Below are 24,875 nucleotides of genomic sequence, written 5' to 3'. Positions count from 1 at the left end.
CGTTGATCAAGAGGTTTGCGTCAAGTTCGATCTTCAAGTTGACGCAAACCTCTTGATCAACGGGGCGGAGGTGGGTTGGTTGACGCAAACCTCTTGATCAATGTGGGTGGGTGGGTGGTGGACGTGAGTGGGGTGGTCCTCCGGTGGTCGCGCCTGCGGGGCGGGGTGGGCGGAGTGGGTGGGGTGGGTGGGTCAGGGGGTGGTGGTGTCTACTGCGGTCAGGAGGGTGGGGAGGTCCAAGGGGCCCTCGTGACGGTGGTCGCCGATGAAGAGGGTGGGGGTGCCGTTCACCCCGCTGCGGATGCCGCCGGTGAAGTCGTGACGGACCCGGTCGCCGTACGCGTGCCGGTCGACCTCCGCGTCGATCTCGTCCGGCGGCAGACCCACCTGCGCCACGCCGAGCGACAGGTGCACCGGGTCGAGTTGGTCCTGGTGTTCGTAGAGCCAGTCGTGCATCTCCCAGAACCGGTCCCGGCGGCCGGCCGCCTCGGCCACCTCGGCGGCCCGCTCGGCGTACGGGTGGAGGTTGGTGATCGGGAAGTGCCGGTAGACCAGCCGTACGGTGTCCTGGCGTTGCCGCAGCACCTCGGTCAGGTTCGGGTGGGCGGCCCCGCAGTACGGGCACTGGAAGTCGCCGTACTGCACGATGGTGACCGGTGCGTCCAGTGGACCGCGGATGTGGTCGGTTTCCGTCACCGGCACCCGGAGTCGGGCGGTGACCTGCAACGGGGTGCTCATCGGGCCACCACCTGCCGCTCGGTGCCGAGTTGGTCCAACGCGTCGAGGATGCCGTCGGCACCCGGGTTCACCTCGGCGGGGGACAGGTAGCTCCAGGTCACCGTCCCGGCCGGGTCGAGCACCACCAGGGCCCGACCGGCCTGCCCCTGCGGCGTGTACGCCCCGTAGACCCGGGCCACCTCACCCTTGGGTTCGAAGTCGGACAGCAGCGGAAACCGGACGCCCCGGGCCTCGGCGAAGGCCCGGTGTGACCAGAGGCTGTCCACCGAGACGCCCAGCACCACCGCGTCGTACCGCTCGAACTCCGGCATCGCGGCCTGGTAGAGCGCCATCTGGTCGCCGCACACCGGGGACCAGTCAGCGGGATAGAAGGCGAGCACCACCGGCCGGCCACGGAACTGCCCGGGGCCGGTCCGTCGCCCGTCCGGGGTGGCCGGCAGGGTGAACTCGGGGGCCGGCGTCCCGGGTCGGATCAGTCCGTCGGGTCCAGTCATGCCTCCCACCCTCCGGCAGCCCGGGTGAGGCCGACTCACCCGACCCGGGTGGTCCTCGTCCGCCCGGACCCGCCCCGATGGTCCGCCCATATCCGCCCTGGTGCTCCGCGACCGGCCCGCCCTGGTGGTCCGCGACCGGGCCCGACCTGGTGGTCCGCGACCGGGCCCGACCTGGTGGTCCGCGACCGGGCCCGCCCTGGTGCTCCGCGACCGGATCCGCCCTGGTGGTCCGCGACCGGGCCGAACCCGCCCCGGTGGTCGCCCCGGACCCGAACCGGTAGTCCGATCCGGTGGTCGCCAGCGGATCGGATTCGGACGACGAAGGGGAGCCCGGGCTGAAAATCGGGCGGGTCACGGTGTCGACAACCGGATCGGACTCGGGCAGTCTGACGGACGGCAAAGGACGGGGTGGAGAGATGGACGTCGATCAGATTCGGGTGTTCGGCCGCCGGCTGGCGGGGGTGTCGTGGCGGGTGGCCCGGCACGAATGGACCCTGGCGGCGGTCGCCGCGCTGCTGCTGGCCGTGGTGCTGACCTGGCCGACCCTGCGGGATCCGGCGAGCACCATCCCGCAGGACACCGGTGATCCGACGCTCCAGGCGTGGCAGGTGGCCTGGGGTGGGCACGCCCTGCTCACCAACCCGTTCCAGGTCTGGCACTCCAACACGTTCTATCCCGAGCCGTACACCTATGCCTACTCCGACACCCTGCTCGGGTACGCCCCGTTCGGGATGATCGGGGACGGTCCGGTGGCCGCCGTGATCCGCTACAACCTGCTCTACATGCTGACCCACGCCCTCGCCCTGTTCGGGGCGTACGCGCTGGCCCGGCAGGTGGGGGCCGGCCGGGCGGGTGCGGCGGTGGCCGGGGTGTCCTTCGCGTACGCCCCGTGGAAGCTCGCCCAGGCCGGTCACCTGCACGTGATCAGCATCGGCGGGATCGCCCTCGCGTTGGCCATGCTGGCCCGGGGGCACGGCTGGTCGCTGCGGCACGGCCACCGGCCCGACCGGGTCCGCCCCGGGTGGGCGGTCGCCGGGTGGGCGGTCGCCGCCTGGCAGGTCACCCTCGGCTTCGGCATCGGCCTGCCCTTCGCGTACGCGCTGGGACTGATCTGCCTCGGCGTGGCGGTGACGTACGCCGTGGTGTGGCGGCGGCGGTCCCGGCCGGCGGTGCCGCGTGGCCTGCTCCTGGCCGACCTGGCCGGGGGGATCGGCTTCGCCGTGGTGACCCTGGCGATGGCCGCACCGTACTTCGAGGTGGTGGCCCGCAACCCGTCCGGTCGGCGCACGGTGGCCCAGATCGAGATGTTCTCCCCGCCGTGGCGGGGGTTCGTCACCGCGCCGCCGGAGTCCTGGCTGTGGGGGGAGCGGCACGAGGCGGCCCGGGCCACGCTCGGCTTCCCGGGTGAGATGACCCTGCTGCCCGGGGTGGTGCTGTTGTCCCTGGCGATGGCGGGGCTGTTCTTCTCCGCGTGGCGGCTGCGGCACCGGCTGATGCTGGCCGGCGCGGCGTTGGTCAGCGTGGCGCTCGCGGCGGGCACCACGTTCGGCGGTGACGGCAACCCCGGTTACGTGACGCTTGTCGAGCACGCCCCGGGCTGGGACGGGGTGCGCACCCCGGGCCGGCTGGTGCTGTGGACGACCCTGCTGCTCGGCCTGCTCGCCGCCGGGGCGTTGACGGTGCGCGAGCCGGCTTCCCGGGCCGTGCGGGACGGGGAACCGGCACCGGGGCCGACCGGGGGGCAACCACCGGAGCCGGGGGCGGAGTCGGCCGTGCCGGGGGCGGAGTCGGTCGTGTCCGGGGCGGTGGAACCGGGAGCGCCGCCGACGCTGCGACCGGCGGACCCGGCCGTCGCGATGGCGGCGGACCGGGGAGCGCTGGCACCCTCGGCGGAGGGGGCCGTACCGGTGCGGGCGGCGGTGCCGGCGGAGGTGGTCGTACCGGGGCAGGCGCAGGCGGCGGCGCGACCGATGCTGCGGTCGGCGGCGTGGTCCGAACCGGCGGCCGAGCAGACGGCCCCCCGGAAGCCGGCCCCGAAGCGGGACGGCGGGCAGTGGCGGCTGGCCCGGTTGGCGTTGCTGGTGCCGCTGGTGCTGGTCCTGCTGGAAGGGGTCAACCGCACCCCGCACGTGCCGGCACCGGTGCAACCGGCGGTGCTGCGCGGGCTGACCGGCCCGGCGTTGGTGCTGCCCAGCGACGGTATCCGGGAGTTGCACGTGATGCTGTGGTCCACCGACGGGTTCCCCAAGGTGGTCAACGGGCTGGCCTCGTTCACCCCACAGTCCCAGGAGCGGATCCGGGCGGCGAGCATGACCTTCCCGGACGCGACCTCGGTGGCGTACCTGCGGCAGGTGGGGGTGCGCACGGTGGTGCTGCTGCCCGGTTGGGCGCCCGGCACCCCGTGGGCGGACGTGGCCGCCCGACCGGTGGACGGGTTGGGCATCAGTCGGGAAATGGTCGGCGAGGACGTCATCTACCGGCTCTGATGGCCGAGTTAGTTGGGAGCGCTTCCTAATTCGGCGGCGCAGCGGTTACTGTTGACTTCTTCTTCGGCAGCGGGAGCCAAGCGTGCCGGCGGGGAGCCAGGGCAGCTCTTCGCACCCGTCGACGTCCCCACGGGGCGTCGCACCCTCACCCTGGCATCCCGAGAGGAACCGCAGATGCGGAGAAGTCTCGTCGGCGCGGTCACCACCGTGCTGGCCGCTGCCACGGCCGTCGTGGCCGTACAGTTCACCGTCGCACCATCCACCGAGGCCGCCGCGGCGGCGGCCGAACCGTACAGCTGGAAGAACGTCCGGATCGACGGTGGCGGCTTCGTCCCCGGCATCGTCTTCAACCAGACCGAGAAGAACCTGATCTACGCGCGCACCGACATCGGCGGCGCGTACCGGTGGGAGCAGGCCAGCCAGTCCTGGACGCCGCTGCTCGACTGGGTCGGCGCGGACAAGTGGGGCTACAACGGCGTGGTCAGCCTGGCCACCGACCCGGTGCAGACCAACCGGGTGTATGCGGCCGTCGGCATGTACACCAACGACTGGGACCCGAACAACGGCGCGATCCTGCGCTCGTCGGACAAGGGTGCCACCTGGCAGGCCACCGCGCTGCCGTTCAAGAACGGCGGCAACATGCCCGGCCGGGGCATGGGCGAGCGGCTCGCCGTCGACCCCAACAAGAACAGCGTCATCTACTACGGCGCCGAGGGCGGCAACGGCCTGTGGCGCAGCACCGACTTCGGGGTCACCTGGGCCAAGGTGGCGAACTTCCCCAACGTCGGCAACTACCGGGCCGACCCCAACGACACCACCGGCTACCAGAGCCAGAACCAGGGCCTGACCTGGGTCACCTTCGACAAGAGCACCGGTACGGCGGGCAACGCCACGCAGACCATCTACGTCGGCGTGGCGGACAAGGCGAACCCGGTGTACCGCTCGACCAACGGTGGCACCAGCTGGGAGCGGATCGCCGGTCAGCCCACCGGCTACCTGGCCCACAAGGGTGTGGTGGACCCCGTCGGCGGCTTCCTCTACATCGCCACCAGCGACACCGGCGGCCCGTACGACGGGGGCAAGGGTGACGTGTGGAAGTTCAACCGGGCCACCGGCGCGTGGACGCAGATCAGCCCGATCCCGTCGTCCAGCAGCGACGCCTACTTCGGCTACTCGGGGCTGACCATCGACCGGCAGAAGCCGAACACCCTGATGGTCGCGACCCAGATCTCCTGGTGGCCGGACGCGATCTTCTTCCGCAGCACCGACGGCGGCGCGACCTGGAGCCGGATCTGGGAGTTCGGCAGCTACCCGGAGCGCACCAAGAAGTTCAAGATGGACATCAGTTCGGTGCCGTGGCTGACCTTCGGGGCCAACCCGGCCCCGCCGGAGGAGTCCCCGAAGCTGGGTTGGATGAACGAGTCGGTGGAGATCGACCCGTTCGACTCGAACCGCTTCATGTACGGCACCGGCGCGACCATCTACGGCAGCACCGACCTCACCAAGTGGGACACCGGTGGCCAGCTCACCATCAAGCCGATGGTCAAGGGCCTGGAGGAGACCGCCGTACAGGACCTGATCAGCCCGCCCACCGGGGCACCGCTGATCAGCGGGCTCGGTGACATCGGCGGGTTCCGGCACACCGACCTCGACGCGGTGCCGCCGATGCTGTTCACCCAGCCGGTCTTCACCACCACCACCAGCCTCGACTACGCCGAGGCGAACCCGGCGACGATGGTGCGGGCCGGCAACTTCACCGACGCCGACCGCCCCAACGACAGCCACATCGCGTTCTCCACCGACGGCGGGGCGAACTGGTTCCAGGGCAGCGAGCCGGGCGGGGTCAACAACGGCGGCACGGTCGCCGCCGCCGCCGACGGCAGCCAGTTCGTCTGGGCCCCGGGTGACGCCGGGCAGCAGGTCATCCGCTCGGTGGGCTTCGGCAACTCGTGGACCGCCGCCACCGGTATCCCGGCCAACGCGGTCGTCGAGTCCGACCGGGTCAACAAGAACAAGTTCTACGGTTTCAGCGCCGGCAAGTTCTATGTCAGCACCAACGGTGGGGCCAGCTTCACCGCCTCCGCCGCCACCGGCCTGCCGGCCACCGGGAACGTGAAGTTCAAGGCGGTGCCCGGCAAGGAGGGCGACGTCTGGCTGGCCGGTGAGGGCGGGCTGTGGCGCTCCACCGACTCCGGGGCCAGCTTCACCAAGTTGGCCGGGGTGTCGGCGGCGGTGAACGTCGGCTTCGGCAAGGCCGCCCCCGGGCAGACGTACCCGGCGGTGTTCACCTTCGGCACCGTCGACGGCAAGGCCGGCGTCTACCGCTCCGACAACACCGGCGGGGCCTGGGTGCGGATCAACGACGACCAGCACCAGTACGGCAACGCGGGCGAGGCGCTCACCGGGGACCCGAGGGTCTACGGCCGGGTCTACCTGGGCACCAACGGCCGGGGCATCCTGGTCGCCGACCGGCTCGGCAGCAACCCGACCACGCCTCCGCCGACCACGCCGCCCCCCACCACCCCTCCGCCGACCACGCCTCCGCCGACCACGCCGCCCCCCACCACGCCTCCGCCCACCACCCCGCCGCCGACGACCCCGCCGCCCACCGGTGGGTGCGCGGCGACGTACCAGGTGACCGGGTCGTGGCCGGGTGGCTTCCAGGGCGAGGTGACGGTGCGGAACGCGGGCACCGCGCCGATCGCCGGCTGGACGCTCAGCTGGACGTTCGCCAACGGTCAGACGATCAACTCGCTCTGGGGCGGCACCCTGACCCAGACCGGGGCGCGCGTCTCGGTGCGCGACGCCGGGTGGAACGGCGCGCTCGGTGCCGGGGCCACCACCAGCGTCGGCTTCACCGCCAACGTCACCGGCAGCAACACCGTCCCGGCGGTCACCTGCACCAGCCGCTGACGACTATCAACTATCCGACACCTGCCGGCTCCCCCGATCCCGTCGGGGGAGCCGGCGCGTGTCCGGCCTGGGACCCGCCCGGCCGGTGGCTGATCGACTCAGTGGCGGCGATGGTGCGGCGTCGACCCCGGGTCTCTACCGCAACATCGCCCCAACGGAGTGGATCGAAGACGGCACAGGCCCCGGTCGGCGCCGAAGGGCGCGACCGGGGCCTGTGCGTGCCGTGGGACGGTCAGTCGTCCAGACCGACCGGGGAGTTGGGCCGGTCCACGTCGACGAACTCGATGTCGTCGGCGGCCCGGTCATCTCTGCTGCCGGCAGCCCGCGCGGCGGTGCCGGCAGCCCAGCCGATCGCCGCGCCGACCAGCGCCGCGCTGATCAGCAGGGTCCAGGGCAGGGCCGGGCGGCGGCCGGCGAGCGCGTCGAAGGCGAGCGTGGCCCGTCGGCGTGCCTCGTCGGCGGTCGAGCCGACCAGGTCACCGGCGTCGGCCAGTCCCGAGTCCCGGACCGACCTGGCGGCGTCCCGCACGCTGTCACCGGCGGAGTCGACCGCCGAGAGCAGGTGGTGCCAGGCCTGGTCGGCGATCCGCTCGGGCTTGCTGCGGCGCTCCAGAAGGTTGCTGCCGAACATCGTGATTACCTCCTCGAATGCCGAAGTCTGCGGCCACTTCGGACTTCGACGTCTCTGCGGCTCGTGACGGTACTCGCCCGCCCGGTCGTCCGCCCGTCCTCCCAGCAGTGCCCCACCCGACCGGGTCGCAAACCCGACGCGGACGGAGCGTGACCCCGGCCGGTGGAAATCATCCCCGCCTGGTCGACCCGGCCCGACCGTGTCCTGGTCGACCCGGCCCGACCGTGACCTCGGACCGGTGGACGGGACTCGGCCTGTCCCGGCCGTGACGTCGGCCCGGTGACCGCGGTCACCGGGCCGACGTCACGGGGCTAGCGGACCAGGACCACCGACGTCGCGCGGGCGAAATCGTCGCCGTCGTCGTCATCGTCGTCGTCCCCGCCACCGCCGAAGCCGCAGGCGAGCACGAGAGCGAGCAGTGCGCCGACGCCGGCCAGGCCGAGCAGTCTCTTGAGCATCGATCCGTCTCCTCGATCGTGGTGACCCATCTCTCGCCCAGGCTAGGCACCGGGCACAACCAGCGCCGGGAGGCCGGACGGGGCTCGCCCGACCCTCCGCATCCGGCTCGGAGTGGACCCGGACCGCTACTCTGGGACGGTTGGAACGGCCCAGCTGAGCCGTTCGTCGGAGAGAACAGGACCAGCAACGGTGCGGGAAAGGACGGCCCGGTCCGTCCGGATCCGCGAATTGCTCATCCCGAGGGGTGGCGACCGAGGCCGTCGGAGGAATACTCTCGGTCGCGGCCCGCGTACTGATGAGGCGCCCGGGGACGGGCGAGTGGAGGTGCTCGCGTGAGCCTGTCGATCGTGAAGTCGGTCCTGCCGGCCGGTGTCATCGAGATCGCCCCTCGTGGCGAGATCGACGTCGACACCGCCTACGAGGTACGTGAGGCGATCGCCGAGGTGCTGGCCAAGGGCCGGCCCGCCCGGATCGAGCTCAACATGCGACTGGTCACCTTCATCGACTCCGTCGGGATCAGCGCGATGGTCGCCGGGTTCCAGACCGCCGAGGTCAGTGGGGTCAAGTTGATCGTCACCGAACCGAGCCGGTTCGTGCACCGGCAGCTCTGGGTCACCGGTCTGCTCGGTCTCTTCGGCGCTCCGGAGCCATACTTCGCCGGTGCCGCCACCCCCGAGGTGCTGCCGGGCGCCTGACCGCACCACCGGCCCCGCCTGAGCCCGCTGGCCTGGGACGTTGCCAGTCCGTCCCGGGTGCGGCACGATCGTGCGACCGACGACGGTCAGGAGGCCCGGTGGTCCGGCGGGAGAGCTTCAGCTACACGGTGCAGGCGCGCTGCGCACAGGCGGACGCGGTGGCCTTGCTGAGCGACCTGTCCCGGCAGGAGGAACTGCATCCCCTGATCGTCCGGGTGCGGCGGTTGCCCGCCCGGCCGGGCGCCCTGGCCAGCTATGCGATCACCGATCGGCTGGAGTTGGGGCCGCTGCGGTTTCCCGTCACCTATCAGGCGGATGTCCTGCAGGTCGGCGACGACGAGATCGTGACGGTGGCCCGACAGCAGCCGGGCACCACGGTCCGCAACCACACCCGGCTGCGGACGGAGGGTGACCTGCTGCGGATCGACGTGGAGATCACCCTCGCCGCGCCGGCACCGTTGTTCGGGTACGCCTTCCGGCAGGCCCGCGCCGCTCACCTCGGGCTGGCCAGCCGGCTCGGCGCGGTGCTGGACGGCCGGGCCGGCGACCCGTCTGCCGCCGGCTGACCTGGGGCCGACCTGCGACACCGGGCCCGACCCTGCGGTCGGGCGGTGTTCCGGTGGCCCGTCGGGCGGTCTTCCGGTTGGCTGTCGGCGGTGTTCCGGTGGCCCGTCGTGGACGGGCCACCGGGCCAGCTCAGTACATCGACAGGTGCACGTGGTTGGTGTGGTCGCTGGACGGGTCGCCGTTGCCCCCGCTGTACGCCTTCCAGCCGCTGCTCGGCAGCCAGATCCGCTTGAACCAGATCACGTAGAGCACGCCGAGCCGGTCGGCGTTACGGATGAAGTAGGCGGCGAGGTTGTTGCCGTACGTCCGGTCGCCGCCGCTGGCCACCCCGCCGAAGCCGTTCTTCTGCGCGGCGAAGTCGCACGCGCGGCCCTTGGGGTGTTCACCGGAACCACTGGGACGGTGGCAGGAGACGTACCGGGTGAAACCGGCCGCCTTGGCCTGCTGGAGGGCGTTGAGGGTACGCGGGGTGATGCAGCCGTTGGCCGGGGTCGGGTCGTTGACGCTGCACGACTCGGACGGCCAGGAACCGTCGGAGTTACGGGGCGCCCCCTTGGCGTTGCTGCTGGACGTGCCCTCCGAACTGCCGGAGTCGTTGGAGGAGGTGGGGGCCGGCTTGTCGGCGGCGGCCACGGCCAGCGCGCGTTCGGCCTGATCCTTCCGCTTGCCCATGGTGGCGACCTGCTTGCGCTGCTCGGTGATCTCCCGACTGACGGCGGCCCGGGTCCGGGCGGCCTGGTCCCGGGTCTCGATCATCTTGCGCAGTTCCTGGTCCTCCCGGGCCGCGACCGTCTCCAACGCCGACGCGCGGTCCATGAAGCCACCGGGGCTGTTGCTGTTGAGCAGGGCGGACATCGGCCCGAGGCGGCCGGTGCGGTAGGCCGCTCCGGCGATCTCGCCGACCTTGCCGGTCTGCGTGACCAGCTGGGCCTCGATGGCCTTGAGCTGGCCGTCCAACTCCTGCTGACGTCGGGTGGAGCGCTCGAGGGCGGTCTTCGCGTCGAGCCACCCCTTGCTGGCCGCGTCGAGCTGGTCGCGTAGGGCCGGGGTGCCGCCCTCCTCGTCGTCGCCGGGGGCGGCGAGGCGGGTGGTGGGCGCGGCGACGGCCGGGCTGAACGGCGCGGACGACACGCCCAGGGCGAGCGCCGTGACGACTGCGGCCAGTAGTCGCGTGGTGGTGCGTACGTGCATGTGATGTCCTTCCGTCAGCCGCCGACCGGGTTAGCTGACGGGTTCGGGACGGAAGATCCCTACCGCTGACGCGGATGCACCCCAGGAACGTGGTTCCCCGGTTCGCCCTGGTGGGCGATTAGGCGGCGGCCACTGCCGGCGCCGGTGGGCGCCGCCTGGCGGTGGCCGGAGCCGAGCCTACCGGTACGCGTGGGACAGCTGCCTACCTCGTGACTGAGGGTACGAGAGTGAATACTGCCAAAAGGTGTGAACGGCGCAAATTGCCGTTGATCTACAGCGCGATTCCCGGAGAGTGGGCCCGACCACCGGGCACGAGACGGCGGCCGGGTCGCAGGGCGGCGGCCCGGCCGCAGGGCGGCAGTCGGGGTCACCAGTGGGTCGGGCCGCATGCTCCGGGGGTCGCTCGGGGCTCGATCTGAAGAGTGGCGTGCTCGATGTGGAAGTCCTCCCGCAGGGCACCACGGGCGGCGGCGAGCACGGTGCCGGCCTCGGCGTCGCCGGCCAGGGTGAGGTGGGCCGAGGCGACGTCCATGCCGGAGGTGAGCGTCCAGACGTGCAGGTCGTGCACCTCGGCGACGCCGGGCACGGCGGTCAACCGGTCGTGTACGGCGGTCACCGGGAGATGCTCCGGGGCGGCCTGCACCAGGATGCGCACCGCCGCCCGCCCGAGCCGCCAGGTGCGGGGCAGGATGAACACGCCGATCGCCACGGCGACCACCGGGTCGGCCCACCACCAGCCGGTGCCGGCGATCAGCAGCGCCGCCGCGATCACGCCGAGGGAGCCGAGCAGGTCGCCGACCACCTCCAGGTACGCCCCGCGCAGGTTGATGCTCTCCTTGGCCCCCTCGCGCAGCAGGCCGAACGCGACGAGGTTGGCGAGCAGGCCGAGCACCGCCACCACCAGCATCGGGCCGGCCAGCACCTCGGGTGGCTCGCCGAAGCGGCGGACCGCCTCGATCAGCACGTAGATCGCCACCCCGCTGAGCAGGACGGCGTTGGCCAGCGCGGCGAGCACCTCCAGCCGGTAGAGGCCGAAGGTGCGCTGCGGGTCCTGCGTGGCCCGCCGGGTGGCGGTGATCGCCGCCAGGGCCATCCCGATGCCGAGGACGTCGGTGAACATGTGGCCGGCGTCGGAGAGCAGGGCCAGTGAGCCGGTGCCGAACGCGGCCACCGCCTCGACCACCATGAACACGGCGAGCAGTCCGAAAGCCGCCCAGAGCCGACCGCGGTGCCGGTGTGCGGCGTTACTGACCGTCGCACTGTGGTCATGACCTGCGCCCACGTCCACACCTTCCGTCGCCGCTGCGGACCCGATCCAATCTATGCTCACATCGCTATGTATGCAAGTGACAGCCGGGCCTTCGGCCAGGAGCGACAGCAGGGGCCGTCGACCCAGCACGACAGCGGGGTCGCCGACGACCCAGAAGCGTTCGGTGTGGCCCTCGACCAGGGGCCGGGCCGATCGGGGCCGGTGGCTCAGCCGGTGGGGTCGATGGTGGTGAGGCGCTGGGTGGCCCGGGACAACGCGACGTAGAGCGTCCGTACCCCCGAGCCCGGATCGGCCCGGATCTCCCCGGGGCAGACCAGCACCACCCCGTCGTACTCCATGCCCTTGGCCTGGAGACTCGTCACCACCTGAAGCCGCGCCCCGCCCCGGTCGCCCAACCAGCCGGCGACCTCGTCGCGGCGCGGCACCGGCGTGATCACGCCGACCGTCCCGGCCACCTCGGCCAGCACCGCGTCCACCGCGTCCACCGTCGCCGGGGCCAGCTCCGCCGCCGGCACGTGCAGCGCCACCGGCTCCACCCCGGTGGACCGCACCGCACTCGGCAACTCCAGGTCGGGATAGAGCCGGCGGATCTCCGCCGCCGCCACCGCGAAGATCTCCGCCGAGTTGCGGTAGTTGGTGGAGAGCGTGAACCGGTGCCGCCGCCGCCGGCCCAGCGCCTGGTCCCGGGCCCGGTCCAACTCCTGCTGGTCGCCCGTCCAGGCGGTCTGCGCCGGATCACCCACCACCGTCCAGGAGGCGAGCCGACCACGCCGGCCGACCATCCGCCACTGCATCGGCGAGACGTCCTGCGACTCGTCCACCACCACGTGCGCGTAGTCCCGGTAGTCCTCGGGCCGTTCCCGGGCCGCCGCCCGGGCCGCGCGCTGCCGCTCACCGAACGTGCTCAGCTCCCGCACACCGCCGGCCAGCTGGAACGGGTCCCGGTTCGCCTTCTTCGGCCGCACCGGCCGGCCCAGCAGGGCGTCCAACTCGTCCAGGAGGGCGATGTCGGCCACCGTCAGCCCCTCGACGTCCAACGACCGGTACGCCGCGACGAGCAATTCGACCTCCGCCCGGGAGAGGATGCCGGCCGCGTACCGGTGCAGCCGGTCCGGGCGGGCCAGCCAGCCCAGCACGTGCCGCGGATGCAGCCGGGGCCACCACGCCTTGAGGAACTCCCGGAACTCCGGCCGCTCGATGATCTCGTCCTCGAAGGCACGCTGCTCGGGCAGCCCGCTGACAGCCGACCGACGGGCCTGCGCGTAGAGCGCGGCGAGCACCCCGTCGAAGCCGACCCGGCGCACCTCGTTACGGCGGGCCCCCCGGTGCAACGCCCGGTCCCGGATGCCGTCCAGCTCACGCCGCTCCAACCGCAGCAGCGTCCCCCGGTAGAGCAGCCGCAGCTCCTGCGGGCCGTCCGGCACCGCGTCCCGGGCCGCCCGCTCCAACACCCGACGCATCCGCAGCGAACCCTTCACCGCCGCCACCTCGGGCCCGTCCGTACGGGTCGCCGACATGCCGGGGAACAGCGACCCCAGCGAGTGCAGGGTGGCGGTCTCCTCACCCAACGACGGCAGCACTGAGGCGATGTACTCCACGAAGACCGCCGACGGGCCCACCACCAGGATGCCGCCGCCACCGTACCGGCTGCGGTCGGCATAGAGCAGGTACGCCGCCCGGTGCAGGGCCACCGCCGTCTTTCCGGTGCCCGGCCCACCGGAGACGATGGTGACCCCCGAACCGGGGGAGCGGATCGCCTCGTCCTGCTCCCGCTGGATGGTCGCGATGATGTCCCGCATCCCCCGACCGGTCGCCCGGGACAGGGTCGCCAGCAGCGCCCCGTCACCCACCACCGGCATGTCCGGCGGGGCGGCCTCCGGGTCGAGCAGGTCGTCCTCGATCCGGGTGACCTTCTCGTCCGACGAGCTGATCGTGCGCCGCCGCACCACGCCCAGCGGCTCCGCCGGAGTGGCCCGGTAGAAGGCGGCGGCGGCCGGGGCCCGCCAGTCGACCACCAGCGTCTCGGCGTCGTCACCGCGCACCCCGAGCCGTCCGACGTGCAGCACCTGCCGGTCGCGCAGGTCCAGCCGGCCGAAGACCAGTCCCTCGTGCTCAGCGTCCAACAGGTGCCGCCGCTGGGCGGCGTGGAACACCATGGCGTCCCGCTCCACCAGCGCACCGAAGGTGCCGACCCCGGCCATCCGGTAGCCGTCCCGCTCGGCGCGGGCCGCCGCGCGACGCAGCTCGGCGAGCCGGGCGTACACCCGGTCGAGATGCCGTTGTTCGGCGGCGATCTCCTGTTCCAGGGTGGTCTGGTCGGTCAACGTACCGGCTCCTGTGCGACGGCGACGCCGGGCACGGGTGCATGCCAGGCGGAATGAGGGTACGGGCACCCACCCACCCCGCGTCGGGGCGATACCCGTCGGGCGACCTCCACCACCTCCACGGGGCCCCGGCCGGTGGTCCTTCCCCGTCCCGGACCGACCGGGGGAGTGGGCGGAGGTGGCCGGGGGCGGGGAACCGCGTGCCGCCCGGCGGTTCAGCCGGTCGGCCCGGTCCTCGCCGGGACGACGGCGGGCCGGCGAGGACCGGGCGGCGGCGGCGCGACGGCCGTGACCTGGTCCGCAGGGTCGCGCCCGGCTCGCCGGCCGGCGGTCAACACCCGGTGCAGCACCCCGGCGAGGGCGGCGTTCACCTCGTCCGGGCGTTCCATCATCAGCATGTGCCCGGCACCCGGGCAGACGGTCAGCTCGGTGGCCGGCAGCGCCGCCGCGATCGACTCCGCGCACGGCGGCGGGGTCAACCGGTCCCGGTCACCGACCAGTGCCGCCGCCGGCAGGTGCGCCAACGCGGCCAGGGTGGCCAGCCGGTGCTGGGCACCGATCGAGGCGCGGAAACCACCGATCGAGCGCAGCGACGCGCGGGCCACCGCCGAGGTGACCAGGCGGATGTCGGAGCCTGAGCACCGGTCACCGAAGAGCATCCACCGGATGCTCGGCGCGAGGGCGCGCAGCAGCGGACGAGGTGGCCGCCACGAGCCGCACCGGGCCAGCACCCCCGCCCCGGTGGTCTCGGCGAGCCGGATCAGCCGGGCGATCCGCGGCGACAGACCGTACACCGTGTGGGTGTGCCCCTCGGCGGTGGTGGAGACGAAGACCAGCCCGGCCGTACGGGCGGCGAAGTGGACCGGATGCCGGTGGGCGTACTCCATCACCGTCATCCCGCCCATCGAGTGCCCGACCAGCACCACCGGCCCGGCCGGGGCCACCTCGTCCAGCACCGCCGCCAGGTCGTCGCCGAGCTGGGCCAGGGTCGCCGTGCGCAGCGCCATGCAGCTGGACCGGCCGTGCCCCCGGGCGTCGTAGGCGACCACCCGCACCCGGTCGCCGAACCGGCTGCGCAGGTCGGCGAGCTGCTTGTGCCAGGCCCGACCGTCCAGCGTCCAGCCGTGCAGCAGGACCACGGTGACCTCGGCATCCGCCGGGCCACTCACCTCGACATGCAGTCGTACCTCGTCGGGTAGCCGCAACTCCCGCTGATCCGGCATCGCCACCTCCCCAGGCCACCGGGACACATTCACCGGTGTGACCCGGCGGTAACACCGGCTACCCGACATCAGACCACGCCAACCGTGGTGGAGAGAAGATTCCCGACCGCCCCGCGCGGGGCCGCCCCGACGGCCAGTCTGGAGACATGCACCGTTCGCCCGCCGGAGCGGCCCGGCCTCCCCGAACGGCCCCCGTGGGCGCTGTCGGGTCGTCTCCAGCGGAACCTGCGGGCGCTGCCGGGCTGTCTCCGGTGGCACGTGCGGGCGTTGTCGGGTCGTCTCCGGTGGCACGTGCGGGCGTTGTCGGGTCGTCGCCTGTGGGGCCTGGCGGGCCGCCCCGGTCCGTCCGTCCGCCCCGGGCGGCGCTGGCAGAGCTGCTCGCCGGCAACCGGCGCTTCGTCAGCGGCCGACCGATCCACGGCCACGACGTCACCGCCGCCGCAGCCGTCGCCTCCGGCGACCAGCAGCCCTACGCGGTGCTGCTCGGCTGCATCGACTCGCGGGTGCCGCTGGAGGCGATCTTCGATCAGACCTTCGGCTCGATCTGCGTGATCCGCACCGGAGGGCACGTGCTGGACCGGGCCGTGCGGGGCTCGATCGAGTACGTGGTGGACCAGCTCGGGGTGACGCTGGTGATGGTGCTCGGACACGAGCGGTGCGGGGCGGTCGCCTCGACCGTGCAGAGCCTGCGCACGGGGCAGCGGCCCGGCGGTGACCTGGGATACCTCGTCGACCGGATCGCCCCGGCGGTGGTCGAGGTGGGCGCGCACCACCCGGCAGTCCATCCCCTGGCGGTCCGTCGGCACGTACGGCGTACGGTGCGGGCGCTGCGCACCGACGACCTGCTGGCCGGCCCGGTCGGCACGGGCGATGTCGACGTCGTCGGTGCCCTGTACGCCCTGGACACCGGCGAGGTCACCCTGCTCGACCCCTGACTCCCGTCCCCGCGCTACCCCACCCCGCCGCCGTGCTGCTCCGCCCCGCCGCCGTGCTGTCCCGCTCTGCTGCCCGGGAGGCAGCATGCTGCGCATGATCGCATGCTGTCCGGGGACCGCGTGCTGCCCCAGGGGCCGCATGCTGCGCCCATGATCGCAGCGCGATCATGGGCGCAGCGCGATCGTCACGGCGGGATGAGGATGATCCCGCCGTGACGGTGAGGGGACGAGAAAGAGGAACCGCCCGCCGGGGTGACCCGACGGGCGGTTCCAGATGTGCTCGGTGAGGGCTCAGCCCTCGAAGACGCCGGCCTCGACGAGACGCTTCTCGGTCTTGTCCCAGCCGTGGTCCGGGTGGGTGGCGGCGAGGTTGTTGATCTCGGCGCGGATCTTGGCGGCGTGGCCGGCGGTGGCCAGCGTCCGGATCTCCTCGACGAAGGCGTCGGAGTCGGTACGCAGGTGCGCGGTCTTGCCGTTGGTCAGGTTCCGCACGTAGGCGTGCTTGCCGCCGTTGAGCGGGATGAGGTACTTGAACTCGCCCAGCACGCTGAGGGCGCCACCCTGGCCAGCCTGGCCGGCCCGGACTGACGCGCGCGCGGTCTTAGAGGTGTTGCCTGCCACGGAGATGCTCCTTGCAAGACGTACGGGAGGACGGGGATCGTCCGGGGGCTGTAGCGGGTGACGCCCGGTCGGATCGTCGAACGCCCAGGTGGGTCATCGAACGCCCGGTTGGATCGTCGGCCCGCGAAGTGGTGCGACGGCGCAGAACCGCCCAGAGAAATATACACGACCACGGTGCCTGGCAGCTCACCGTGCCGTCGGAGAGCACAACCGGGTCACCGGTCCGGGTATTTCCCGCCGGCGAATTTTCCGATTCCCTGGCGCACCATCCGTCACAGGAGTCATCATGTGTGGCAACAGCCACTCGGGTGGTCGAGGTCGTAGGGGAAGACGCACCTCGCTCTCCGGGAGGTCACCGTGCCAACGCGTGGCGTCGTATACGTCCACTCGACCCCGCTCGCCGTGTGCTCACACGTCGAGTGGGCGATCGCGCGCGTCCTTGCCGCGCCGGTCAACCTGCACTGGACGGCCCAGCCCGTCGATCCCGGCGCCCGCCGGGCCGAGTGCGGATGGACCGGCCGGCCGGGGACGGGTGCCGAGCTGGCTGCTGCCCTCAGGCAGTGGCCCATGATCCGTTTCGAGGTGACCGAGGAACCCAGCACCGGCGCGGACGGCGAGCGTTTCATGCACGTGCCCGGCCGGGGCCTGTTCCGGGCCGCGGTGGGCGCGGCCGGCGACATCCAGCTCGGCGAGGACCGGCTGCGCAGCATCATGGCGTCGGTACGCCCGGAGGCGTTGGCGCACGCCCTGGACAAGGCGATGGGCACGGCCTGGGACGCGGAGCTGGAGCCCTACCGGTACGCCGGGGACGGTGCGCCGGTGACCCTGCTCACCCGGGTCGGCTGACCGCAGCGGCGCCTGAAGTGGGTGAGTCTGCTCACCCGGACCGGCCGTCCGACGGCCAGGAGAGCGAGCGGGTCAGCCGGACACCCGGTCGGGGACAGGCATCCTCCACCCATCGCCTGACCTGGTCGGGTTGCCGCTGATCTCCGGCGCGGGTTGGATGGGCCGGGTGCCGAACTCCTCGCGACGTGCCGGCGTCGCTGTCGCCGCCCTGACCGCGCTGCTCGCCTCCGGATGCGCGGGGGAGGGGCAGGCTCCCGCGCCGGCCCTGTCCGGGGCCGCCCCGACAGCCAGCCCGACCGTCGCGGCGCCCACCGCCGACGACCCGGCCGGTCGGGCCGCCGCGCTGGCCGGCACGCTCGCCGACGAGGACCTGGTCGGCCAGGTGCTGATGCCCTACGCGTACGGCAGTTCGGCGACGACGGTGACGCCCGGATCGGCCACCGGCAACCAGGCCCTCGCCGGGGTCGACACCCCGGCCGAGATGATCGCGAAGTACCGGCTCGGCGGGCTGATCCTGGTCGGGTTCAGCGCCGACGATCCCACCTCCGGCAACCAGTCCACCACCAACGTCGACAACCCGGCCCAGGTGAAGAAGCTGACCGCCGGGCTGCGCCAGGCCGCCGGGAAGCTGGCCGCCGGCCCGGCCCCGTTCCTGGTCGGCACCGACCAGGAGTACGGGGTGGTCACCCGGATCACCGACGGGGTGACCACGCTGCCCAGCGCGCTCGCCGCCGGGGCGGCCGACGATCCGGCCCGGACCGAGGCCGCCTGGAAGGCCGCCGGCACCGAACTGGCCGCGATGGGGGTGAACCTGGACTTCGCCCCGGTCGCCGACGTCCTGGCCACCCGCAGCACGGTGATCGGCTCGCGGTCCTTCGGCGCCGACCCGAAGCGGGCCGCCGGGCAGGTCGCGGGCGCGGTCCAGGGGTTGCAGAGCGCCGGGGTGGCGGCCAGCGTCAAGCACTTCCCCGGGCACGGGCTCAGCGCCGCCGACTCGCACCAGGAGGTCCCGGTGGTGGCGCAGCCCCGGGCCGAGTTGGACGCCACCGCCTTCCCGCCGTTCCGGGCCGGCATCGACGCCGGGGCGATGGCGGTGATGTCGGCGCACCTCGACGTCACCGCCGTGGACCCGGGCACCCCGGCCACCTTCTCCCGCAAGCTGCTCACCGACGTGCTGCGCGGCGAGCTGGGTTTCCAGGGCGTGGTGATCACCGACGGGATGAACATGCCGCCGGCGAAGCGCTACCCGCCGGGCGAGGCGGCGGTGAAGGCCCTGCTCGCCGGCAACGACCTGATCCTGATGACCCCGAACGTCGGCCAGGCGTACGACGGGCTGCTGGCCGCGCTGCGCGACGGCACGCTGCCCCGGGACCGGCTGGTGGCGGCGGTCACCCGGGTGTTGACCATGAAGTTCCGGCTGGCCGACCGACCGACGCCGGCGATGTCCACGCTCGACAGCGCCCCGCACCGGGCCGCCGCCACCGCGTTGGCCGCCGCGGCGGTCACCCAGCTACGCGGGAAGTGCGGCGTGGCGGTGTCCGGCCCGGTCACCGTCACCACCTCCGACGGGCGGGACAAGACCCGGGCGGCGCTCACCGAGGCGTTGACCGATGCGGGCGTGCGGGTGGTGCCCAAGGGCGGCACGCGGGTGCACCTGGTCGGCTACGGCGACGGCCCGAAGGATCTCGCCGCCGACGCGGCGGTCACCGTGGCGATGGACACCCCGTACGTGCTGGAGAAGGCGGCCTCGCCGACGCTGCTGGCGACCTATTCGTCCAGCCGGGCCTCGATGACCGCGCTCGCCGGGGTGCTGGCCGGCAAGGCGAAGCCGACCGGGCGTTCCCCGGTGCCGCTGACCGGGCTGCCCACCACCACCTGCACCGGCTGACCCCGACTGCGCCCGCTGTCTGCTTGCCCCCGCTGTCCGCTCTGGCGAGGGGTGGGCGGTCCGGGTGCCCGGCCCGCCCCCGAGGGAGCCGGGCCGCGCGGCGTCCGACGCCGACGTGGCCGGTCGCCGACGGAGGTCGACGACCGGCCACGGCCGGTGCGGTGGTGGATCAGTTCAGCGGGACCTGCTGGGCCACTGCCGCGCCACCGGACTCGAAGGCGGCCAGCAGCGACGTCGGGGTGCCCCCGCTGGTCGGGACCGTCACGGTGACCCGGTCACCGGCGGCCAGCCGTACCGTGTGCTCGCCCTGGGCCGTGTCGCCGTCCCAGGCGTACAGGTAGGCGGTTCCGGCCCGGTCGGCACGCAGGGTGACCTGCACGCCGTCGGTGACCCGGTGGGCCGAGGTCAGCCGCAGCGCCGAGTTCTTCAGCCTCGGCACGGCGGCCGGGGCGACCCCGTCCACGGCCGACTGGGCGATGGTCTGCGGGCTGTGCACGCTGCGCGCCGAGGTGTCCGGGAACACCGGCGTGCTGGGCTGCCGGGCCGCCGGCTGGTAGCCGGGCAGGGTGGTCAGACCGTAGCGGTACGGGTCGGCCCGGACGCCGGTGAAGGTGGACCAGCCCAGCCGGGACTGCGAGCTGAGGTCCTGGGTGTCCGAGTCGTAGACCAGCACGTTGAAGCCCATCCGGGCCGGGTCCACGGCGTCCGGCAGCACCGCGAACGGGATCATCGTCTCGATGGTGTACCCGGTGTACGGGGAGCTGACCTTGCTGACCACGGTCATCCCGGGTGCGGTGGTCGCCCCCGGGCCCTGCCGGTTGTCGGCGTCGCGCTGCCAGCACGGCGGGTCGCCGTTGGCCGGATCGTCGGTGATCGGGAAGATGCCGGCCTTGAACACGGTGGAGGTGTCCGTCGAGTTCCCCTTCGGGTCGACGATGATCTCCACACTGTCGGTGCGGCGCTGCCGCTTGCAGTCCTGCGGGACGACCTTCTTGCCCAGCACGTCGTCGGTGACCTGGACGAGCACCTTCAGCCCGTCGGCGGTCCAGGCGATCCGGCCGGTCGCCGAGGCGTCCTGCGGGGTCGTGGCCTGCCCCTCCCAGATGCGGGAGAAGTCCAGCTCCGGGCCGGGGTACTCGCCGGGCGAGGCGACCCCGTCGACGGTGCCGGCCCCGGCGGCCGGGACCTCGGTGGTCGGGACGATCTCCAGTGCGCCGGTCTCCACGGTGCTGCCGGCGGCGCTGGTGGTGGTGATGGTGATGCCGTAGTCGCCGTCCGTGCCGCCCTCGTTGGCGGTCGGCAGGGTGGCGTCGGTGTTGGTGACGGTGAAGGTGACCGCCCCGGTCGCGCCGGGGGCCAGCGCGGGGTAGCTCTTGGTGGCCGCGTCGGCGGTGAAGCCGGCCGGCAGGCCGAGGGTGACGGTGCCGCTGCGGCTGACCCGGCCGTGGTTGCGCAGGTCGATACGGACCGTGCGCTGCTGACCGGAGCCGATGGTGAGCACCGGCTTGATCAGGGTGTCCAGCTGCGGGTATCCGCCCTCACCGGCCCAGGTGCGGAACGTGCCCACCTCGGGCAGCGGCTCCAGGGTGCCCCGGACGTCGGCGACCACCCGGACGGCCCGGTCGGTGCGCCCGGCACCCTGACGGGTGGTCAGGGTGGCCCCGATGAGCTGCTGCTGGAAGGTGGCGGCGTCGGCCGCAACGGTGACGGTGAACTTCCGGGTCCGCTCCTTGCCCGACGGCACGTCACTGTTGAGCACGCCGGAGCCCTTGACCTTCCAGCCGGCCGGCAGCCGCAGGTCGATCCGGGGCTTGACCAGGGCACGGTTGTGCGGGGCGCGCAGGTGCGCGGTGACCTCGACGGTCGCGCCGGGGGCCAGGTCGAACCGGTCGGTGGTGAGGTACAGCTCGGTGCCCTTGGGCAGGCCACCGGTCACCGGCGGCAGCACCGAGCCGCGCAGGATCGCCTCCGGGGAGGTGTCCGCCGGGTCGTACGGGACGCGGCTGTCGATCAGGGTGTAGAAGTCACACCGGATCTTGGTCGGGTCGGTGGGGGCGGCGGCGGTGCCGGCCCAGCCCTGGGTGACGTACTCCCGGCGGGCGTCGACCTCGATCTCGGCCCAGGTCTTCCCGCTGGCGCTCGCGGTGCCCTCCCAGACGCCGAAGACCTGGTCGGTGGGGACGGTGGGGGTGAAGCTGGTCGCGCACTGCGGCCCGGCGGCGGAGCTGCCGGTGCCGCCGCTGCGCAGGAACTTCGCGGCCCGGAACGGGGTGAGGCCCTCGGCGCTGAGCTGCTCGGGGAAGGCGTTCGGGTCGGCGGCGGCGGCGAACGCCTCGGCGGCGAACCGGGCGGCCTGCTGGTGGTTGCCGTGGTTGCCCGGGGTCGGCGACGGGTTCATCGTCATGATGATCTCGGGCCGGGTGGTCCGGATGACCCGGACGATCTGACCCAGGGTGTCGTCGTGGCCCCAGATCTGCTCGGACAGCGGGGCGGACGCGGTGTACCAGAAGTCGACCCGGTCGAGGTTGTAGAGGTTCTCCACGCCGGCCTTGCCGATCGCGGTGCGCTCCTCGCGTTCACGGATGATGCCCAGCGGTGGCCCCTCTTCCAGGCCGACGGCGTTACCGCCGCCCTCACCGCGGGTGATGGTGACGACGCCGGCCTTGGCGCCGTACTTCTCCTTCCACTGGCCGAGGGTGGCGAGGCTGCCGGCCTCGTCGTCGGGGTGGGCGCTGACGAAGAGCACGTCGAGGTCGACGGCCTTGGCGGGGCGGACGTCGGCCGGGGCGGCGACGGCGGTGGCGGGCGCCCCGGCCACGGCCAGGGCGAGTGCGGTGGGTAGCAGGAAACCCTTGATGCGCATGCAGATCCTTCCGGAACCACGATGTCCGGGCAGCGACGGTCCTCGTCGGACGCGGGGCGTCCGACGAGCGGTCGTCGGTGGACGGTGAGGCGGCGGGAACGGGAACGGTGGGCGTCGTTGGACGCGGTGCACCGGGTACGGCAGCGGTACGGGTTCCGTACACACTGGAAGGCCTTCGCCCGGTGACGCTAGGGACCAGCGTGGCGGCACGTCAATGTTCTGGAAGGTATTTCTTTCTTTGCAGAAGAAATAAAGTACGCCCTGTCCGGGATGTCCGGTGATATTCCGCCACGGCCGGCCCGTCCCGGGCGTCGGCCCCGGCGCGGATGTCGTCGCTGCTCCGGTGCTGTCTGCGCGCTGGTCGAGACGGACTTGTTACTTGACTCTTTAATTCGTTCGCCGTAGGAAGGAAGTGTGACAGACGTGGTGACGCCACCAACGAGCCCGGTGAGCCGGGAGCGGTCGAAGGAGATCAAGCGGCTTTCCGTGATCTCCACCGCCCGCCAGGTCCGGCTGCTCTCCCGGGCCGAGCTGACCGAGCTGACCGGCCTGAGCCCCGCGACGCTCACCCCGCTCGTGCGTGACCTGATCGCCGAGGGCTACCTGATCGAACGCGGGCCGGGCACCTCCCGGGCCGGCCGCCCCCGGGCGATGCTGGAGTTCAACCCGCGCGCCGAGCTGGTCGCCGCCGTCTCGCTGGAACCGTCCCGGATCAGCTGCGAGATCGCCGACAGCGACGGCGCGGTCGTCGCCCACCGCGCGATCCGGCTGACCGGCGACATCGTCGACACCATCTGCCGCTCGGTGCCCGAGCTGGCCGGGGACGGCCTGCCGGCGCTGCGCGGGGTGGCCATCGCCGCGCCCGGCGTCATCTCCGGCGGCGCGGTCCGACTCGCCCCCTCGGTCGGCCTGATCGAGGGCCGACCGATAGGGGAGTCGGTCCAGCGGACGCTGGGCGTGCCGGTGGTGGTGGACAACGACGTCAACCTGATGGCGGCCGGCGAACACGCCGCCGGGGCCGGCACCGACGTCGCCGACCTGCTGCTGCTGCACGTCGCCGACGGCATCGGCGCGGGCCTGGTGCTCGACGGCCAGGTCCGGCGGGGGGCCCGGGGCGCGGCCGGCGAGGTCGGTTTCCTGCCGCTGGACCCGGCCGGCCGGGGACACGACGGGATCGGCCCGTTCGAGGCCCGCTGGTCGGAGAACGCGATCGCCGAACGGGTCGTCGCACTGGCCCCGGGCCGCCGCCCCGACTCGCCGGTACGCGCGCTGGTCGCCCTGGCCGTCACCGATCCGCGCGCCGCCGGCTACCTCGACGAACTGCTGCACGCCTGGTCCCGGCTGATCGTCTCCTGCGTCTGCGTCATCGACCCGGGGCGGGTGCTGCTCAGCGGTGCCGCCGCCGACCTCGACGACGCCGCCGTCGGCCGGCTCCAGGACCTGGTCACCGCCGCCGCACCCAGCACCACCGAGGTGCGCCGGGCCGTGCTCGGCGACCGGGCCGTGCTGCACGGCGCGGTCAGCTACGCCCTCTCCGCCGCCGCAGCCGGGTTGCCCACCCTGTTGCCGGCCCCCTGACCTGCCCCGCCTCACTTCTCCCCAACCCCTCGGAGGTATCCCATGAGACGTCGACTTCTGCTCGCCGGAGCGCTCGCCACCGTCCTCGCCGCCGGCACCGCCTGCGGCGGCGGCTCGGACGACACCGCTGCGGGTGAGACGGAGAAGCTGACGATCTACACCGCCCGCGACAAGAAGGTCTCCACCTTCGTGGTGGACAAGTTCACCGCCAAGTACCCCGAGTACAAGGGGAAGGTGGAGATCCTCAACCTGGGCGCCCAGGAGATCCTGGAGCGGGTCCGGGCCGAGAAGGCCAACCCGCAGGCCGACGTCTGGTGGGGCGGCACCCAGCAGGGGCTGTCCGCCGGTGCCGGTGAGGACCTGCTCACCGCCTGGCAGCCCGCGTTCGCCGGCAAGATGGACGCGAAGTACAAGGACGCCGAGGGTCGCTGGTTCGGTGAGATCCTGCTGCCCGAGGTCATCATGTACAACAACAAGGCGCTCACCCCGGAGCAGGCCCCGAAGGACTGGGACGACCTGCTGAAGCCGGAGTGGAAAGACAAGATCGTCATCCGGGACGTGGCCGCCTCGGGCACCATGCGGTCGATCTACGCCGCGATGATCATGCGGCAGTCGCCGGACGGCAGCAACCCGCAGCCCGGCTACGACTGGCTCAAGAAGCTCGACGCCAACACCGGCTCGTACGCGGCCAACCCGGCCGACCTCTACCTCAAGCTCTCCCGCCAGCAGGGCACGCTGAGCGCCTGGAACCTGCAGGACATCCTGCTCCAGGCCAACCAGTCCAACATGCCGTTCGGCTACGTGATGCCGGCCTCCGGCGCCCCGGTGCTGGTCGACGGGCTCGCCGCGGTCAAGGGCGGCAACAGCGCCGGCGCGCAGAAGTTCATCGAGTTCCTCTTCGACGACACGCTCCGCGCCGACCTGGCCAAGGACTACTACCAGATCCCGGCCGTGGAGATCGCCCAGCAGCCGGAGTGGCTGGCCCAGCTCAACCTCAAGCCGCTCGACGTCAACTGGGACATCATCGGCAAGAACGAGACCGAGTGGATCAACCACTGGAACAGCCAGATCAAGAACAAGGGCTGACCGTACGGGTGCCGGGGGTCGTCCCGCCCCCGGCACCGCCCGTCGCGCCGCCCACCCGGGCGGCCCG

At 72.7% G+C, this 24,875-nt stretch carries 18 protein-coding genes, 1 pseudogene and 1 riboswitch; of the genes and pseudogenes, 9 read left to right on the top strand and 10 right to left on the bottom strand.

What is annotated here, in order from left to right; all coding sequences use genetic code 11:
- Window positions 1-192: 192 nt before the first annotated feature.
- Both AB0K25_RS06240 and AB0K25_RS06235 read right to left on the bottom strand, forming a co-directional pair.
- Window positions 193-738 carry a thioredoxin domain-containing protein gene (locus AB0K25_RS06240; protein WP_208568900.1) on the bottom strand — a complete coding sequence of 182 codons (546 nt, stop codon included), beginning with the start codon at window positions 736-738 and terminating at the stop codon, window positions 193-195.
- A complete protein-coding gene (locus tag AB0K25_RS06235; RefSeq protein ID WP_208568901.1) occupies window positions 735-1,232 on the bottom strand; it encodes a redoxin domain-containing protein in 498 nt (165 codons plus the stop codon). The genes AB0K25_RS06240 and AB0K25_RS06235 overlap by 4 nt, the downstream gene beginning before the upstream one ends.
- A gap of 416 nt (window positions 1,233-1,648) precedes the next feature.
- Here AB0K25_RS06235 and AB0K25_RS06230 point away from each other — a divergent pair, with 416 nt between their 5' ends.
- Both AB0K25_RS06230 and AB0K25_RS06225 read left to right on the top strand, forming a co-directional pair.
- Window positions 1,649-3,718, top strand: coding sequence for a hypothetical protein (locus tag AB0K25_RS06230; protein WP_363818815.1), 2,070 nt, complete (start codon window positions 1,649-1,651; stop codon window positions 3,716-3,718).
- A 174-nt stretch (window positions 3,719-3,892) separates the two neighbouring features.
- On the top strand, window positions 3,893-6,631 hold the full coding sequence (locus AB0K25_RS06225; RefSeq protein WP_363818812.1) for a cellulose binding domain-containing protein: 2,739 nt from the start codon (window positions 3,893-3,895) through the stop codon (window positions 6,629-6,631).
- A 232-nt stretch (window positions 6,632-6,863) separates the two neighbouring features.
- Here AB0K25_RS06225 and AB0K25_RS06220 read toward each other — a convergent pair whose 3' ends face one another.
- On the bottom strand, window positions 6,864-7,262 hold the full coding sequence (locus tag AB0K25_RS06220) for a hypothetical protein (protein ID WP_208568904.1): 399 nt from the start codon (window positions 7,260-7,262) through the stop codon (window positions 6,864-6,866).
- Between the two features lie 311 nt (window positions 7,263-7,573).
- The gene (locus AB0K25_RS06215; RefSeq protein ID WP_208568905.1) at window positions 7,574-7,720 is read right to left on the bottom strand and encodes a hypothetical protein; all 147 of its coding nucleotides are present in this window, start codon (window positions 7,718-7,720) and stop codon (window positions 7,574-7,576) included.
- Window positions 7,721-8,053: 333 nt separating this feature from the next.
- Here AB0K25_RS06215 and AB0K25_RS06210 point away from each other — a divergent pair, with 333 nt between their 5' ends.
- Both AB0K25_RS06210 and AB0K25_RS06205 read left to right on the top strand, forming a co-directional pair.
- Window positions 8,054-8,416: an STAS domain-containing protein gene (locus tag AB0K25_RS06210; protein ID WP_067309377.1), complete on the top strand. Its 363-nt coding sequence runs from the start codon at window positions 8,054-8,056 to the stop codon at window positions 8,414-8,416.
- Window positions 8,417-8,514: 98 nt separating this feature from the next.
- A complete protein-coding gene (locus AB0K25_RS06205) occupies window positions 8,515-8,982 on the top strand; it encodes an SRPBCC family protein (protein WP_219464141.1) in 468 nt (155 codons plus the stop codon).
- A gap of 130 nt (window positions 8,983-9,112) precedes the next feature.
- On the opposite strand, the gene AB0K25_RS06200 is transcribed toward AB0K25_RS06205, so the two are convergent.
- The 4 genes and pseudogenes from AB0K25_RS06200 to AB0K25_RS06185 all read right to left on the bottom strand — a co-directional run.
- Entirely contained in the window at window positions 9,113-10,174 is a 1,062-nt protein-coding gene (locus AB0K25_RS06200; RefSeq protein ID WP_219464139.1) for a hypothetical protein, read from the bottom strand.
- Between the two features lie 3 nt (window positions 10,175-10,177).
- A riboswitch (cyclic di-AMP (ydaO/yuaA leader) is annotated at window positions 10,178-10,309 on the bottom strand.
- A gap of 232 nt (window positions 10,310-10,541) precedes the next feature.
- Window positions 10,542-11,456: a cation diffusion facilitator family transporter gene (locus AB0K25_RS06195; RefSeq protein ID WP_219464137.1), complete on the bottom strand. Its 915-nt coding sequence runs from the start codon at window positions 11,454-11,456 to the stop codon at window positions 10,542-10,544.
- A gap of 194 nt (window positions 11,457-11,650) precedes the next feature.
- Window positions 11,651-13,768 carry an AAA family ATPase gene (locus AB0K25_RS06190; protein ID WP_363818807.1) on the bottom strand — a complete coding sequence of 706 codons (2,118 nt, stop codon included), beginning with the start codon at window positions 13,766-13,768 and terminating at the stop codon, window positions 11,651-11,653.
- Window positions 13,769-14,100: 332 nt separating this feature from the next.
- A pseudogene (locus AB0K25_RS06185) lies at window positions 14,101-14,991 on the bottom strand (alpha/beta hydrolase); the annotation flags it as partial.
- Between the two features lie 317 nt (window positions 14,992-15,308).
- Here AB0K25_RS06185 and AB0K25_RS06180 point away from each other — a divergent pair.
- Window positions 15,309-15,926 (top strand): carbonic anhydrase, encoded by a 618-nt coding sequence (locus AB0K25_RS06180; RefSeq protein WP_357535530.1) that lies wholly within the window; start codon window positions 15,309-15,311, stop codon window positions 15,924-15,926.
- 291 nt (window positions 15,927-16,217) lie between these two features.
- Here AB0K25_RS06180 and AB0K25_RS06175 read toward each other — a convergent pair whose 3' ends face one another.
- Window positions 16,218-16,547 (bottom strand): hypothetical protein, encoded by a 330-nt coding sequence (locus AB0K25_RS06175; protein WP_208568913.1) that lies wholly within the window; start codon window positions 16,545-16,547, stop codon window positions 16,218-16,220.
- A 357-nt stretch (window positions 16,548-16,904) separates the two neighbouring features.
- On the opposite strand from AB0K25_RS06175, the gene AB0K25_RS06170 reads away from it, so the two are divergent.
- Together AB0K25_RS06170 and AB0K25_RS06165 are read left to right on the top strand one after the other, a co-directional pair.
- Window positions 16,905-17,393, top strand: coding sequence for a DUF3145 domain-containing protein (locus AB0K25_RS06170; protein WP_088647746.1), 489 nt, complete (start codon window positions 16,905-16,907; stop codon window positions 17,391-17,393).
- Between the two features lie 157 nt (window positions 17,394-17,550).
- The gene (locus tag AB0K25_RS06165; RefSeq protein ID WP_357535759.1) at window positions 17,551-19,281 is read left to right on the top strand and encodes a glycoside hydrolase family 3 N-terminal domain-containing protein; all 1,731 of its coding nucleotides are present in this window, start codon (window positions 17,551-17,553) and stop codon (window positions 19,279-19,281) included.
- A 169-nt stretch (window positions 19,282-19,450) separates the two neighbouring features.
- On the opposite strand, the gene AB0K25_RS06160 is transcribed toward AB0K25_RS06165, so the two are convergent.
- Window positions 19,451-22,144, bottom strand: a complete 2,694-nt coding sequence (locus tag AB0K25_RS06160; protein ID WP_363818802.1) for a sugar-binding protein — start codon at window positions 22,142-22,144, stop codon at window positions 19,451-19,453.
- Window positions 22,145-22,558: 414 nt separating this feature from the next.
- On the opposite strand from AB0K25_RS06160, the gene AB0K25_RS06155 reads away from it, so the two are divergent.
- Complete coding sequence (locus AB0K25_RS06155; protein ID WP_219464134.1) at window positions 22,559-23,722, top strand: ROK family protein; 1,164 nt, start codon at window positions 22,559-22,561, stop codon at window positions 23,720-23,722.
- 42 nt (window positions 23,723-23,764) lie between these two features.
- A complete protein-coding gene (locus AB0K25_RS06150; protein WP_219464133.1) occupies window positions 23,765-24,808 on the top strand; it encodes an extracellular solute-binding protein in 1,044 nt (347 codons plus the stop codon).
- The last annotated feature ends 67 nt before the right edge of the window (window positions 24,809-24,875 follow it).

It is taken from the genome of Micromonospora sp. NPDC049257 (assembly GCF_040678915.1).
In the GTDB taxonomy this organism is placed as follows: domain Bacteria; phylum Actinomycetota; class Actinomycetes; order Mycobacteriales; family Micromonosporaceae; genus Micromonospora; species Micromonospora antibiotica.
The sequence above is the reverse complement of the archived record's forward strand: the minus strand, read 5'-3'. Positions and strand labels throughout refer to the sequence as shown.

What these genes read in the sequence shown, in the direction of transcription:
- AB0K25_RS06240 (WP_208568900.1), bottom strand. Translation starts at nt 738, where the DNA reads ATGAGCACCCCGTTGCAGGTCACCGCCCGACTCCGGGTGCCGGTGACG.
- AB0K25_RS06235 (WP_208568901.1), bottom strand. Translation starts at nt 1,232, where the DNA reads ATGACTGGACCCGACGGACTGATCCGACCCGGGACGCCGGCCCCCGAG.
- AB0K25_RS06230 (WP_363818815.1), top strand. Translation starts at nt 1,649, where the DNA reads ATGGACGTCGATCAGATTCGGGTGTTCGGCCGCCGGCTGGCGGGGGTG.
- AB0K25_RS06225 (WP_363818812.1), top strand. Translation starts at nt 3,893, where the DNA reads ATGCGGAGAAGTCTCGTCGGCGCGGTCACCACCGTGCTGGCCGCTGCC.
- AB0K25_RS06220 (WP_208568904.1), bottom strand. Translation starts at nt 7,262, where the DNA reads ATGTTCGGCAGCAACCTTCTGGAGCGCCGCAGCAAGCCCGAGCGGATC.
- AB0K25_RS06215 (WP_208568905.1), bottom strand. Translation starts at nt 7,720, where the DNA reads ATGCTCAAGAGACTGCTCGGCCTGGCCGGCGTCGGCGCACTGCTCGCT.
- AB0K25_RS06200 (WP_219464139.1), bottom strand. Translation starts at nt 10,174, where the DNA reads ATGCACGTACGCACCACCACGCGACTACTGGCCGCAGTCGTCACGGCG.
- AB0K25_RS06165 (WP_357535759.1), top strand. Translation starts at nt 17,551, where the DNA reads ATGGGCCGGGTGCCGAACTCCTCGCGACGTGCCGGCGTCGCTGTCGCC.
- AB0K25_RS06160 (WP_363818802.1), bottom strand. Translation starts at nt 22,144, where the DNA reads ATGCGCATCAAGGGTTTCCTGCTACCCACCGCACTCGCCCTGGCCGTG.
- AB0K25_RS06150 (WP_219464133.1), top strand. Translation starts at nt 23,765, where the DNA reads ATGAGACGTCGACTTCTGCTCGCCGGAGCGCTCGCCACCGTCCTCGCC.